The organism is Arsukibacterium sp. (genome assembly GCF_033721375.1).
In the GTDB taxonomy this organism is placed as follows: domain Bacteria; phylum Pseudomonadota; class Gammaproteobacteria; order Enterobacterales; family Alteromonadaceae; genus Alishewanella.
On the sequence record NZ_JAWWAP010000006.1, the window covers coordinates 318718 to 331782 of the forward strand.

A 13065-nucleotide genomic window follows, 5' to 3' on the forward strand; every position below is an offset into this window, starting at 1 on the left:
ATGCCGTCCGCTATGCCTGCATTACAGTTGCCAGGCATAGCTGAATTTTAAAAAGGCACTGCGCTCAGACGGTGTGATCCGGCTTAGCTCATCATCCTGCAAACTGCCGTCACTGTAGCCGACAAAAAATACCGTTTGCGGGTTTACTTTATACGAATACAGCAACTGCTTATTCAGCTGACGGCTGCGGGCATCCAGAGTTGATTGCCACTGTGGCTGATAGTTCTGTAATTCACGCTGCAGATCGGTATACAGCAGAACCAGACGCAAAGCGCTGCGGTTTGAAAACTGATAGGTCAGCCGCATATCGGTTAGATTCGCGGTAAATACCCTGGCCGACAGATAGTCCATCGTGGTCAGGTTATGCCTTAATGACAGCTCCAGATGCCGGCTGAACGAATAGCGGCCTTCCAGCTCTACCCGGTTTTGATCAGACAAACGGTTGTTGGTTAAATCAAGCGCGCTGCCGTGCTGCCAGAAAGCAAAAAACACCATACCGGCGGCCGGCGCAACCTCAGCCAGTACCGACCCGCCCTGCTCATTAAAACGCTCGGTATTGCCACTGATAGCCAGTGAGTTGTTATCCAGCCGCTGCCCTACCCGCTCGCGCTGATACGCCCCCAGTTCCAGATAACTGCCCAGCGGGCCGAAAATACCGGCATAGCCTTCTGTTTCGCTCTCAATAAATTCGCCTGCGGCATTATGCGTGGTATCCCAGTCGCCGGTGATACGCACCCGGTTAAACAGACTGTCATCAGCTAGATACCAGATGTACTCACCGCCGGTGGTAAATTTATTCCAGTCGGTTTCCGGCATAAAGCCTAAATCGGCGCGGAACCCTTTACTACGCGCATCATAGCGGCCAAACCAGCGCCAGGTGCGTTCGGAATGCTGGTAATTCAGCCGGTAAGCCTGGCCGGTTAAGGGCTGTTCATCGCCGTAACGCTGCAATGCTTCACCGTGCAGCGCCAGTTGCTGACTGTTACTCGTTTCACTGAACAACCATTGCAGGCTTAAGGTGTCTTTGGCAGTTAAGCGGATATTCGCATCCAGCCCGGTCAGGCTGTTGGAGTAGTCAGCGGCGTCGCGCCAGGTCGCAATAGCACCGACGCTGATGCTGTTGTTATAAGCAAAACTGTAACGCGCCGCCAGATTGTGGCTGGCATTCTCTAACACCGCAATATCTGAGCCCAGATTACCGGGTAATACCAGGGTGGTACTGTCATCATCTGCCGCAAAAAAGCCAAAGGTGTGTGCTCCGGTGCGGCCGGTTACCTTGGCGCCGATATTCGGCGCGCTGATATTGCGGGTATGCACCAGGTTATAGGGTGTCGCAAAATAATCAGCATTTTCGGTAAAGAACGGCCGGCTTTCGGCGTAAAACAGGGTAAACGGATTATTGACCGATAACTGCTGCGCATCAGCTTCGACCTGCGAGAAATCGGGGTTCAGCGTGGCATTTAACGTAATATCAGGCGTAACGGCCCATTTGCCATCCAGGCTGAGCTCAACATTGTTTTCACCCTGCCAGTTTTGCTGCTGATGCACCTCGCGCTGCTCGCTGCGCCCGGCCACTACCGACGGCGCAATAATGACATTGGTGCTGCTTTTGGCCTTTGCAAACCCCTGATACGCCGGCATCTGGCATACCCAGCATTTATTGGCATGGCTTATTCTGGCACTGGACAACCGCAGCCGCTGATCGCGTGGCATAAAGCGGACAAATTCCAGCGCCCAGGTTTTCAGGCCTGGCTGTGGCGGGAAATTCATTACCGCAAACGGAATCGCCATTTCCACCAGATAACCGTTATCGGTCAGCTGGCCTGCTGCATGCCAGAACCCATCCCAACTGGCCGACTCATGGCCGGTCTGGGCATTTTCAATCGAATCTGCCTGGCTACCCAGCGGGTTAGCAAAAAACTGATACGCCAATTGCTTATTATTGTAAGGGTCAATTTTTACCCCCACCACATCATCATTCCAGATGTTGTCACGATTACGATAAAAGGCCCGGATTAACTCAGGCTGTGGATCAGGCGCAATAAAACCGATATACAAAATCTCGCCATCATCAAAAACCCGGGCCTCGGTAGCAATATCCGATACGCCCTGATCAGTAGGTAAGGTAATAAAGTTGATGTTAATTCGTCTGGCATCCTGCCATGCACGCTCATCCAACTGGCCGTCCACGGTGATTATCGTCTCTGGCAGCAATGTCGGTATCTCTGCCGCCTGCGCCGGGCTAACCACGCTTTGCAATAAACTGATAACAGATAAAACGGTGACAACGGCGGTGTAGAAACTGGACGGCATGAACTTCCCAAACTGCTAAGTGCGCAAGTAGCTGCGGCTTAAAATAATGCCGCGCATCATACCGTTTTTACTAAAATTAGCAGCTGTCGTGCGTTAAACAGGCCAGTTTCAAAGGTGTATTAAAACTGCAGCTTGGTTTTCCCCTTACCCGCCGTTTTTAAACCTCAGCCTGATGATACCTCATCGACCAGCTGGCGCTGCACACATACTGCGGTGCTTTTGGGGCGGATAGGCTTGCCTCTGGCTTCAAGGTGCGCCCGGGTAAAAGCGGCGCCAAACAACAGGATCATTGACGAATAATTAACCCACAACAGCAGCAGCGCCAGTGAACCGGCAGCACCATAAGCTGATGCCGTCGCGGTATAAGCCAGGTAGATAGAAATCAGAGAACGTCCTGCAGTAAATAACACCGCGGTAATAAGGGCACCAAGCAGCACGTCCCGCCACGACAAGAGCACGTCGGGCAAAATTTTAAACATCGCGGCAAACAACAGAGTAATCACCAGCAGCGACAGCACTAACTCCATGCCTACCATCATCCAGCCGGGTACCGGCAGCCAGCCCTCGGCGTAGGCCATAACACTGCGCAGTGCCACCGACAACAACAATGACACCAGCATAATAAAGCCAATCGCCAGAATGATGGTCAGTGACAGTAAGCGGCTTTTAATAAAAATCCACAGGTTGCTTTTCGATGGGCGCGGCGCCACGTCCCAGATTTGATTCAGCGACTGCTGCATCTGGGCAAATACCGTCGTGGCACCGACGATAGTCGCCAGGATCCCGATCAGGGCCGGCCAGATACCACTTTGGTCAATTTGCGAATTAACTACAGCCGTCTGCACCACGCCAGCGGCTTGCGGACCAAGTGTGGCCTCAAGCTGAGTAAACAATTGCTGCTGCACCGCGCTCTCGCCGATTACCAGCCCAACCAGCGCCACCACTACCACCAGGATCGGTGCGATAGAAAAAACGGTGAAAAATGCCAGCGCAGCGGCATAAATAAAGGCCTGACTGCCCAGCCAGTAGCGGCTGGTAGCACCCAGAATACTTAACCAGTGGCGGATGCCAGCCGGGAGTTTGTTGTAGATACTTAAAACCATAGTCAAAGATACCTTTGTCTAGCTATAGCGGAAATAAAGATAAATAAATGAGGCTAACATAAATAACAGCATGGTGCCGGCCTTGCCAATTATGATGCCTTTGGTCTTTGCCATACCTTTTGGAATTAAAACTTTAGCGACAACCAAATAGCTTAATACCGCTGATATCAATGCAAATGCAGCTAAAACCAACCCGGTCTGGGTAAATGAAACGGTGGTTTGTTGCATAATCATCCTCCCTCCGGTTTACGCCTTAACGCCAATCATCTTTAACCCCGTCAGGAAAAACTGCTTCAGATTAACCGGGATAATGACAAACAGTGCTACCCCATTATTATAGTTGGGGTTAATAAACTGAAAATATTGAATTTCAGGCTTATTGCTGGCTTTAAACGCCGCTAACTCACTGCCCGAGTAGTTACTTACCCTGCCTACCTGCACCAGACAACGTGTTAATGTCTGCTGGCTGATTTCGCCACTTTGATTGAAACGCTCAAACAGTTCAGCGGGTGCCGTACGTTTAGGATGTGGCCAGATAATAGCGGTTTTTTTGGCAATAGCCCGGTACATTGCCGGGCTGAGCATAGTGTCAGCATAATACAACTTGCGCCAGGGCCGACGCAGCCAGCATTTAAAGCTCTCGGCTATAGAGAATTGAAACGTATTACCACCTTGCCGGTATTCAGGCAGAAAACCCGCTGACGCCTGAATTAACACCGTTGTCGACGCCGCAGTAAACACCAGCAGGCAGTAACCCACTAATTTTTCACCGGCAAAATACAACCTTAGCTTGCGCTGAAATGCCTCTGCACTATCAAAGTACTTAGCCAGATACGCAGTGGCCGACACATTGGCAAAGCTTGCTGTAATCACATCACAAATAGCCGCGCGCTCAGCCTCTGTCAGCCATTGCCTGGTTTGGGTCAAATCTCTGCTGCGTAACATCATAAAATTCAACCATACCAACAGCTGTTACCAACTATTCGCAGGATTGGCATCAGCTTGAGGTAAAATCGTTGCTCAGCACATCAAGCTCTTTCAATTTTTTCTCAAGCTTATCAAGCCGGGATATTGATAATATGCCAAACACCAGGCCCATGGTTCCCATCGACATGCCGATAATTCCAAAAATAAAACCCATGTTTTCCATATAAAATCACTCCTCTTCACTAACCCCTGATGCAACTCGTACTCATCACGGGTCAGGTTAGCTTTTGTGGCAAGGCATTAACCTGTGGCTGAGTTTAGTTGTCTTTTCAGTATTTTAAAAATCCGGCGATTAATGATTTGTGACAGGTTCCAATTGTACAGTTCAGGGTCTGTGGTGCTGTAGAACACAATAACAACCACATCGAGCTCCGGGTTATATTCCGCGAAACTCTGATAGCCAGGCACCCAGCCGGCATGCTCATACTTATAGACAGAGGAATAGATTTCCCGCTCTCCGTCAGCAAACAGCGTACCCTCGATCAGGGCCCTGAGAAATACCCCGACATCCTCGGCTGTGGCTAACATACCGTGTTCATCAGCTTTTAAATCATAAGGATGCCCGACATGATAACCACTCATTACCTCGTCAATATTCACCTCATCCAGTGAACTGAAGGTGTTGTTAAGGTTCAGTGGCATCAAAATGCGCTGCTGAATGAACCGGAAATTACTGTAGCCCAGTTCATCATCCATTATCTTATTGATTAACAAATAGTTCGTGTTGCAGTATTCGTAATCTTCACCAGGCTTAAAGTTGGCTGGCTTATCCAGGATCAGGGCCAGGCTGTCGTCAAAGGTGGCTGTTGGAGCAGCCCAGAAATTGGGGGCATCAGTAAAATTCGGAATGCCACTACGATGCTGGATCAGCTGTCGCAACGTTATGCTATCTGCGTGCTCAATTCTGCCGACCAGTTGCGGTAAATAATCAGCCAGTGTTTTATCCAGAGAAAGCCGTCCGTCACTGATCAGTTTAGTTACCGCCACCACATCATACAGTTTGCTGATACTGGCAATTTTAAACAAAGCCTGTGGCCTGGCGGCTATTTCTGCCTCTCTGTCATGCCAGCCAGACGCAAACTGCTCGCCGGGCTTATCGGGGTAATCGATATAAACAATGGCGCCGGTAAAACCGTGATTAACGGCTTCATCTAACTGCTGTTGCACCGTGTCTGGCAGTGGCAGTATCCAGGCTGTTACCAGCAACCATGGCACAAAAAACAACGAGCATACCGTCGCGACTAACAGTGCTATCCGTATTATTACTTTTGTTTTTTTCTTGTTCATAATACGTCTGTCGGTAATTTATCGAATATGCTCAGCTTAAGTTAACGCATTGCCACTAAGCTCAGAGGGTTAGTAATGGTAACGACACGAGATAATCGTAATTGCATTATCATCGACTGCGTAGATCAATCGATTCGTATCATCTATACGTCGGGACCAAAAACCCGCTAAGTTTTCCTTTAACGGCTCTGGCTTACCAATGCCTGCAAACGGTGAGTGTCTAACATCTTTTATAAGCTTGTTTATTCGTTTGAGTGTTTTTTTGTCCTGAGTTTGCCAGTACAGGTAATCGCTCCAGAATTCGTCAGTCCATGATAGTAAACGACTACTCATCAATCAATTCTCTGCGGGTTACCTTACCAGCTTTGAATTGTTCAATTGAGCGATTCAAATGCTCAGCATTGGCGGGTGAGCGCAGTAAGTGCACTGTTTCCATCAGACTGTTGTAGTAGTCTAGCGACATAACAACAGCATCTTCCGAATCACGGCGAGTAATGACTGCTGTATCTGCATCATTAACGACGGAATCTAAAACTGCTTTCAGGCTATTTCTTGCTTCTGTAAAAGACACAATTCTCATACAACCTCCACATGTACATTTTACGGGACAAGTATATTACTCACAGTTCAACTTGTACAGTTAAAGGGACATAGATGAACCGGCTTTGCCGTTGAGGTCCAGGCGACGTAGTGACCGATTGTGGCTATGCTTGCTATCAGCTAATGACATGACCAAGCACCAAACTGATAATTAAAAGCAGTAAACCTAAAGACTGAATTAACACATCAAATCCGCGATACTCAGTTTTTGCCTGAATTAATTTTGATAGCGACAGCTTCCGGGTGAAGAAGTCCCCAGGCACAAGCCGGATGCTCGCATAGCCCAGACAGGTAAAGCCTACAGCCTGTAATAGCAAAGAAAATTTCTGCTCAGTTACAAAGGCAGCGGCGGAAATGATGGCAACAAGAAACCAAAAACAACTTGGCCAATGTATATTTCGTATTCTGTCCATCCGTGGTCTTACTCCTTAATGTGACCGCTTTTGCACATAACGCCCAAATTTAGCGTTTGGCGTCCAAGCAGCCGCAGGTTGCGCGTGATGCGTCTTGTTTTGAGTTGTTTTTGAGCATGGTCGCTTCACTATAATCACTCTTAAAAGCATCCATTTCATAAGGGTTGCCAGCTGTATCCAAATACAACGAAAATAGCACTGGTTTGCCATCATCATCGTTAAGTTCTAACTCCGCACATACTGAGCCAAAGCTACGTTCAGAATGAGCTTTCCCAATTTTTAAGCTACCCATACCGCCGTCATCCATTGAATCCACCAATAATGACTCTGCATCAAACGGCATCACTGCCCGCTCAAATAATTTCTGAAGAATTCTTACTTCACCGGTCGTTGGGGTACGCATCATCAAAACTCATAACGCCCGCCACAGGCGCGTTGTGTTGGCGATTGCTATACATAGATTACTCACCATACTTCAATTTAAAAAGCTGCCCTAGTAAATCAGTGCGCTGCACGTTTGAATAACCAACACTGCCAATTGCTATTGCTATTGGTAGTAAATGCATAATTGTCCATGGTGCCTCGAACCACGTAAAAACAAAAACATAGAGCAACATTACCGCGCAGAAAAATGCAGGGACGAAGCTAAGCCGACGTAATTTGTTCTTGATACGTTCAATCTGTTTAACTTTTTGGTACTCATTAAGAGCACTAACATCCTCAATCGAATTGAGTTCCATCTATTGAGTCTCCTGTATGTATAAAGCTTTGCTAATTGGCTGCCGCAGCGCAGCGAAGGCAGTCCAGTGGAGGCCACGCTTTTTGTGGCCGGAACGAAATTAAGCAATTTGTTATAAGGCACTTGCTACTTCTCGCATTCTTGGTGTAGTGGGAAACATATTTTCTTTATTTGTTTCACCATCGCAGCACCAATATTCGATGGTGTGCATATGAATAGAAGCCTCATTTACTAATGCATTCGCAATTTGCTGCCACAATTTTTTGTTATCTTGGCCTGTGTACATTAATTCATCAAAGGATGCCAGAATCAGCTGCATAACTGACATTTTTTGTGGTATTGATAATTCATTATTGACGTATGACAAGAAGAATTCTTCTGCTCGGGTTTCATCTGAAAATTCAATTCCCCAGTCTTGCTCATAGCCAGTAGCATTAAACCCAAATAATCTATTTAGTTCCCAAATTTCGGTTTGATTTGGCCACTGAATGTCCATGCTTATGCCTTATAACGCCGCGTACAGAGGCGCGAGCTTGCGAGCGTCCTGCCGCCGCTTGCGGCGGCGAACTGATACGCTTGGTTATGAGTTGGCGCGTTCAATTTCAGTTTCTTTGACCTCAATGTCTTTTCCTGCCTCGGTTTCCAAGATATAGAAAGGGTTTTCCTCAATCTGTACTATCGATACGACTGATCCCTGTTCTCCGCTATATTGCCCTGAAATCACCCGCACGTATTCATTGTGCATAAACTCAAACGCTTCGAGCTTTTCTCCGCCAAGCCACCTGTTGTGAAGCTGGATATCGTTATTCATTCTTCATACTCATAACGCAAAGCACACGGGCGGAAAAACGCGTTAGCGTTTGACGTCCCAGCGGCTGAAGGCCGTGAGTGATGCGCCTTGTTATGTGGCGACTTGCAAGTCAATGTTATTCTTGAAATTCCCACGGGATTTCCTTTTTGAATAGCGCAATAGCTTGCTCTACAAGCTCAAGATCGAGTTCCGTTTTGTAAAGGGTCACTTCTCTGGTCTTTTTGGTGTCATCTCGAAAGACCTCTAGAAGCATCTCGTTACCAGAATAAATCTCTATACCAATTCCATCCCTATCAGCACCAACATCACTCGCTACAATGTACTTTTCGATCTTGGAATATTCATCCATGCTCTTTTCTCTGCGATCCCACATAACGCCTAATTCAGGTGCGCCGTAGGCGTCACCTGGAATTTCTTGTTATATTTTCATTTGCACGAATGCAGGTATATTTGCTGGTTTTTGCCCAGCTGCAAAATACGAATCCAGACCGTATGCCATTTTCTCTAATGGCGCATTGCGATAACCATGCATATTGATTTCTTGTATATATCGTTGAATAAACGATTGTGCTCCAAGAAGCTGCCATTGAAGCACATGAACCAGTTCGTGGAAGTGTAAACGGTAATCGGTTTCAAAACCTTTTTTGATGAAATACGTGTTTTTGTATGTAATTCCATCAACATCCATTTCAATAAAATCAGTTAATCCCATTTCATGTAGCTCAGGAAAATCTGGTTTAGGTATTTCATCTACCACTACAAAATAACATGAGTTCAGAAATTCTACTGGATAAAATCCTGTAAATTTCTCTGCGAATACTTCGCATGATGTTCTTTCTCTTGAGTATTTTTCAAGAGTTTCATCTATCCATTTTTCAATGTTATCTAACACTGAACTCTCCATGAAAATATAACGCCCCGCGCATGCGCGCGAACTTGTGAGCGTCGCAGGGGCCGAAGGCCCCGAATGGCGCGGTTTGTTATACAACTTGCGAACCATCTACTACCCCTTTGAACTTTAAGGTTAAGTTTTGCTTAAACGAAAATAACCATAAACCCAAGATGCAGATCAGCCAGGTAAAAACTGTGAAGAACAAACTAAAGAAGAGCCATAAAACCCAAGAAAGCAGAAAACCAGAAAAACCATGAACAGGAACATCGTTCCAATTTACGGTATCCGCACCAAACAAAGCTGCCACACCAAAAACGGTGAACACGACAAAAAAGCCCGTAAACAAACCTATTGCTAGAAGCTTAAACAAAGAGCCCTTTGAAATTTTCTTGAAAGTTACATCCATGCTTGATTCCATTTAGTTGTATAACGCCGCAAGCAGCGGCGAGCGTTAGCGAGTCCAGCACCGAAGGTGCGATGCTGACTTGCCTTGTTATGCATGTTTTTTTAGAAGCCAGCGTACTGGCAATCTTATTACGGTAAATGCTAAAAACCAGGCAAATACCAAAGCAAAAGCAGATCCGGCAAAGCCCGAATTATACAAAATCTGATCGTCGCTTTTTAACTCGACTATTAAACCATTAGATTTTAAGTACTTTGCCATTAACGATTTACCAGCCATTTCCGCTTTAAAAGCGTCACAAGAACTGTATTTTTGTAAGGTATAGTATTGTTCGTTATGTAAGCCAAAGTAACCTAAATAATGTGACCACTTTTTATCTTTCTCGCAGGTAAGAACACTACCTGCCAGATCGATGTTGCCGATATTTGAATCACTTCTGCTGTTTATAAACCATCCAATAAAAAGCACAGCGAGGACTACCAAGATAAGAAAATCAGCTTTTATCAGGTTGCTAACTTTTGACATTACTGGATCTCAACAAACTGCATAACGCCCAAATAAGCCGCGCGAGCTTGCGAGCGTCGGGCGAACGAAGTGAGCGTACTTAATTTGCTTGTTACATGTTTGATCGGCCAATGCTCTTAGTGCCTATATTACCTATAAAGCGGCGGGTTCCGACGACACGATAACCCACCATCAGTGGAGCTACCACCAAAAACCCTACTACCAGAATCAGGCTTTTATAGCTGCTAGCCTCCAATACAAACACGACAATAAAATAGGACATGCATGCAACAACCAAGGATGCCAGAAACCAGTTGCCAATCCTCCTTTCCAGCGCGTTATCGTATGTCTCTACTAGATAGTGCCTGCACATTGGGCAGATAAGAGACTTGTCTCTTTCTCGCCAATTCTCACAAATTCGCTCTTCTTCATCGAACAGGTGAGAGCAATTTCCACACTCGTACTTTTGCATAGGTTTACATGTAACGCTCGCATTTGCGGCTGGTTTGGAGCGCAGCGGAAAACCAGTCCGAAAACATGCGCTTGTTAGTGTTTTTTTGCATACTTGGAAACCCAAACTTTGCTAGCGTCAAGAATGCCTTGGTTTATTTCATCAGCCGTACAGCAATCTGCGTAGTACCAACCGTACATTTGATGTATACCTAGATTATCTCCGAGATAGTCTTTTGTTTTGCTGTAATAGTCATAATTATCAATCTCTTCGAGTAACTTTCTAAAATGCACAGAGGGTGTTACTTTGCCCGAAGCAATTAATAGAACATGATGCTCAACTAGCTCCCTTGCAGCTTCTTCTAATGTTGGAATTAGCACACCTATTTCCTTTAGGTATTTTTCGAATAGCGTTGAGATACTTAACCAAACTTTTGGCTCGCAATCTATTATTTCAAGAAAAACATCCGACCAAATGCCTTTATCCAATTGAGAGTTAACATACTCAAGGATGTCATTAGTGTGCAGTATTCCTGCTGCATATTTAACTGCCAAAAATTCTTCTTCGGTGCTCATGGTTTGTAACACTAACGCCGCCACCAGCGGCAAAAAGTTGATGGCGCTTTTGTTGCGCCGTTTGCAAGAAAAGTGACAGCGAGTTTTTGTCCGGTTTGAGTGGCCTTGTTATGCATCATTTGATTCAGACTCATTAGCATGAAACTCTCGCACGAAGGCAATTATACCGGCTACAAAAAAACCACCGGCGATCGCAGGCAACATTTCAATGATCACTGCAAATACATAGTCCTTGGCCCAATCACTTGCTTTAAGCAGTGGCAAAGGTAAAAACATTAGAAGACCAGCTTTTGTTAAGTGCTTTTCAAAGTTTGGCATTCTATTCCAGACACGCCGAAATCTTGGAAAATCTCGAACCAAATCAAAAGCGGCGTAAACGAGATAGCCTAATGGAATGAAGAAAACGACGACAACAAGAAAAATACCATAAATCTCTTTCATACAATCTCACTTACTACTAACGAACGGCATAACGCACGCCTAAACGGCGAGCAACTTGTTGCGAGTCCAGCGGCCGCAGGCCGCGATGTTTAAGGCGCTTGTTATAAAACACGAACTGGGAACTCATTAACTACTTTTCGTAGCTCTTTTAAGGAAACCTCAAGCTCAGTTTGATCAAGTTCAGCAAAAAACTTCAGCTCGTTACCAGTGCCGACCTGATCAAGCGCTATACCATTCAGGGAAATACCACCCTTGCCATTTCCTTCAAGGGTAAAAACAAGCTGGCTCTCCATGGAATCAAATTTAGCGGTGCCTTTCAAACTACTATAGAGCTTTTCTGCCTCAGTTAAAAAAGACTTCAAATCCATTGTTAAAAAAGCTGCATCAAAGCAACCTTTAAAACCGCCAAATGACAAATCAACAGTCACCGATAACCAGTTGTCATCATAGATACATCCAGAGGCATCTCTTTCATATCTAAGTATCTGTATTTCAATACGACCGCTGTGTGAATTGCCGATGGAAAAACGCATGACTATCCCTGTGTTTTATAACGCACGCAGCACAGGCCGAAACCCGCGCAGCGGTTGAGGTCCAGGCCACACAGTGGCCGATTGTGACTGCGCTTGTTATACGAAAAACTACACATTTACAGTATCAACAACCAATTTTGAGTAGCCTACAAGGTAGCTAGCAATATTTGCGTACACATCATGATACATAGAGACTATAGAATCACTTTGAACTGAGCGTTCAAGGATATTTACCCTGCCATCACAAATGAATTGCTTAATAAACCTCACATGTAGATCCTTATCGTTGTTTATGCCTGAGTCAGAGAGGATTTTATCAATAAACACTTTCTCATCGTCTATCACTCCCTGAGCATGAACCACTTTGTGCCTTAATTTTTCAACCATAAGTAAGGCAATCTTCAAGTTAACACCCGAAAAGTTTGTTTTTTCAGCTTTACTGACTGAACTATAGGTATAGCTAAAATAACAAAGCGTTTTCTTTAGCTCCCTGTTCTTCTTGGGGAGACTCTCACCAATCAGTAATTCGTGAATTTTAAATATTAAGCTCTCAAATCTTTCATATGCATCTACAACCAACCAGCAATATTGATTATTTTTTTGACGGATGGTTGCATTTTCTAATTCTGAATATGAGGTTTTCCTTGAGGTATACCTCTCGAATTTTCCAGTAAACAGGTTCATGAAACCAAGCGCGTCGTAACTCACAATTTCGGATGCCGAGTCATTTTTGAACTTTGCAAGTATTTCAAATTCTCTTTTAAACGAACTATGAATTACCCTCTGCCTAAGAGCCAAATCAGACATATGATTTAAAAACTGTTCATACTCTTCATTGATCTGTTGCTTACTCATAACCTCACCGGATCGTATAACGCTTTAGTGTTTTATCCGGCACGTTGTTCAGAGACGGATAAACTCCTGTTGAACGGCCCGGTTCACTTAATTTTTGGTATAACTGATGCTAATGGAATTTGTATTTTTAGGGAACAATTAATTTACAGGATTGTGTA

The 13065-nt window shown here is 45.2% G+C and carries 21 protein-coding genes; all 21 read right to left on the bottom strand.

The genetic code is table 11. From position 1 onward, the window contains the following. Nucleotides 1-21: 21 nt before the first annotated feature. The 21 genes from R3187_RS11610 to R3187_RS11710 all read right to left on the bottom strand — a co-directional run bounded on the left by R3187_RS11610 (nucleotide 22) and on the right by R3187_RS11710 (nucleotide 12907). On the bottom strand, nucleotides 22-2313 hold the full coding sequence (locus tag R3187_RS11610) for a DUF5916 domain-containing protein (RefSeq protein WP_318967210.1): 2292 nt from the start codon (nucleotides 2311-2313) through the stop codon (nucleotides 22-24). A 164-nt stretch (nucleotides 2314-2477) separates the two neighbouring features. Then, complete coding sequence (locus R3187_RS11615; protein WP_318967211.1) at nucleotides 2478-3416, bottom strand: YihY/virulence factor BrkB family protein; 939 nt, start codon at nucleotides 3414-3416, stop codon at nucleotides 2478-2480. Between the two features lie 18 nt (nucleotides 3417-3434). Beyond that, complete coding sequence (locus tag R3187_RS11620) at nucleotides 3435-3644, bottom strand: hypothetical protein (RefSeq protein WP_318967212.1); 210 nt, start codon at nucleotides 3642-3644, stop codon at nucleotides 3435-3437. A gap of 18 nt (nucleotides 3645-3662) precedes the next feature. Continuing rightward, nucleotides 3663-4364, bottom strand: coding sequence for a hypothetical protein (locus R3187_RS11625; RefSeq protein ID WP_318967213.1), 702 nt, complete (start codon nucleotides 4362-4364; stop codon nucleotides 3663-3665). Nucleotides 4365-4413: 49 nt separating this feature from the next. Continuing rightward, nucleotides 4414-4566, bottom strand: a complete 153-nt coding sequence (locus R3187_RS11630; protein ID WP_318967214.1) for a hypothetical protein — start codon at nucleotides 4564-4566, stop codon at nucleotides 4414-4416. A gap of 77 nt (nucleotides 4567-4643) precedes the next feature. Further along, nucleotides 4644-5690: a serine hydrolase domain-containing protein gene (locus R3187_RS11635; RefSeq protein ID WP_318967215.1), complete on the bottom strand. Its 1047-nt coding sequence runs from the start codon at nucleotides 5688-5690 to the stop codon at nucleotides 4644-4646. Between the two features lie 69 nt (nucleotides 5691-5759). After that, nucleotides 5760-6023 (bottom strand): Txe/YoeB family addiction module toxin, encoded by a 264-nt coding sequence (locus R3187_RS11640; protein WP_318967216.1) that lies wholly within the window; start codon nucleotides 6021-6023, stop codon nucleotides 5760-5762. Further along, the gene (locus tag R3187_RS11645; protein WP_318967217.1) at nucleotides 6016-6270 is read right to left on the bottom strand and encodes a type II toxin-antitoxin system prevent-host-death family antitoxin; all 255 of its coding nucleotides are present in this window, start codon (nucleotides 6268-6270) and stop codon (nucleotides 6016-6018) included. Before R3187_RS11645 ends, R3187_RS11640 begins: the two co-directional genes overlap by 8 nt. A gap of 136 nt (nucleotides 6271-6406) precedes the next feature. Beyond that, a complete protein-coding gene (locus R3187_RS11650; RefSeq protein WP_318967218.1) occupies nucleotides 6407-6703 on the bottom strand; it encodes a hypothetical protein in 297 nt (98 codons plus the stop codon). Nucleotides 6704-6752: 49 nt separating this feature from the next. Beyond that, complete coding sequence (locus R3187_RS11655) at nucleotides 6753-7109, bottom strand: DUF6984 family protein (protein ID WP_318967219.1); 357 nt, start codon at nucleotides 7107-7109, stop codon at nucleotides 6753-6755. A gap of 55 nt (nucleotides 7110-7164) precedes the next feature. Next, complete coding sequence (locus R3187_RS11660; RefSeq protein ID WP_318967220.1) at nucleotides 7165-7443, bottom strand: hypothetical protein; 279 nt, start codon at nucleotides 7441-7443, stop codon at nucleotides 7165-7167. Nucleotides 7444-7554: 111 nt separating this feature from the next. Then, complete coding sequence (locus tag R3187_RS11665) at nucleotides 7555-7938, bottom strand: hypothetical protein (RefSeq protein ID WP_318967221.1); 384 nt, start codon at nucleotides 7936-7938, stop codon at nucleotides 7555-7557. 84 nt (nucleotides 7939-8022) lie between these two features. Further along, the gene (locus R3187_RS11670) at nucleotides 8023-8253 is read right to left on the bottom strand and encodes a hypothetical protein (RefSeq protein WP_318967222.1); all 231 of its coding nucleotides are present in this window, start codon (nucleotides 8251-8253) and stop codon (nucleotides 8023-8025) included. Nucleotides 8254-8368: 115 nt separating this feature from the next. Continuing rightward, nucleotides 8369-8602, bottom strand: a complete 234-nt coding sequence (locus R3187_RS11675) for a hypothetical protein (protein ID WP_318967223.1) — start codon at nucleotides 8600-8602, stop codon at nucleotides 8369-8371. A 69-nt stretch (nucleotides 8603-8671) separates the two neighbouring features. Continuing rightward, nucleotides 8672-9145 carry a hypothetical protein gene (locus tag R3187_RS11680; RefSeq protein WP_318967224.1) on the bottom strand — a complete coding sequence of 158 codons (474 nt, stop codon included), beginning with the start codon at nucleotides 9143-9145 and terminating at the stop codon, nucleotides 8672-8674. An 88-nt stretch (nucleotides 9146-9233) separates the two neighbouring features. Beyond that, nucleotides 9234-9551, bottom strand: a complete 318-nt coding sequence (locus tag R3187_RS11685) for a hypothetical protein (RefSeq protein ID WP_318967225.1) — start codon at nucleotides 9549-9551, stop codon at nucleotides 9234-9236. A gap of 87 nt (nucleotides 9552-9638) precedes the next feature. Then, nucleotides 9639-10073 (bottom strand): hypothetical protein, encoded by a 435-nt coding sequence (locus R3187_RS11690; RefSeq protein WP_318967226.1) that lies wholly within the window; start codon nucleotides 10071-10073, stop codon nucleotides 9639-9641. A 525-nt stretch (nucleotides 10074-10598) separates the two neighbouring features. Then, nucleotides 10599-11078, bottom strand: a complete 480-nt coding sequence (locus tag R3187_RS11695) for a hypothetical protein (protein ID WP_318967227.1) — start codon at nucleotides 11076-11078, stop codon at nucleotides 10599-10601. A gap of 108 nt (nucleotides 11079-11186) precedes the next feature. Further along, nucleotides 11187-11519 (bottom strand): hypothetical protein, encoded by a 333-nt coding sequence (locus R3187_RS11700; RefSeq protein ID WP_318967228.1) that lies wholly within the window; start codon nucleotides 11517-11519, stop codon nucleotides 11187-11189. 101 nt (nucleotides 11520-11620) lie between these two features. Next, nucleotides 11621-12052, bottom strand: a complete 432-nt coding sequence (locus R3187_RS11705) for a hypothetical protein (protein ID WP_318967229.1) — start codon at nucleotides 12050-12052, stop codon at nucleotides 11621-11623. Between the two features lie 108 nt (nucleotides 12053-12160). Next, complete coding sequence (locus tag R3187_RS11710) at nucleotides 12161-12907, bottom strand: hypothetical protein (protein ID WP_318967230.1); 747 nt, start codon at nucleotides 12905-12907, stop codon at nucleotides 12161-12163. Between the last annotated feature and the right edge of the window lie 158 nt (nucleotides 12908-13065).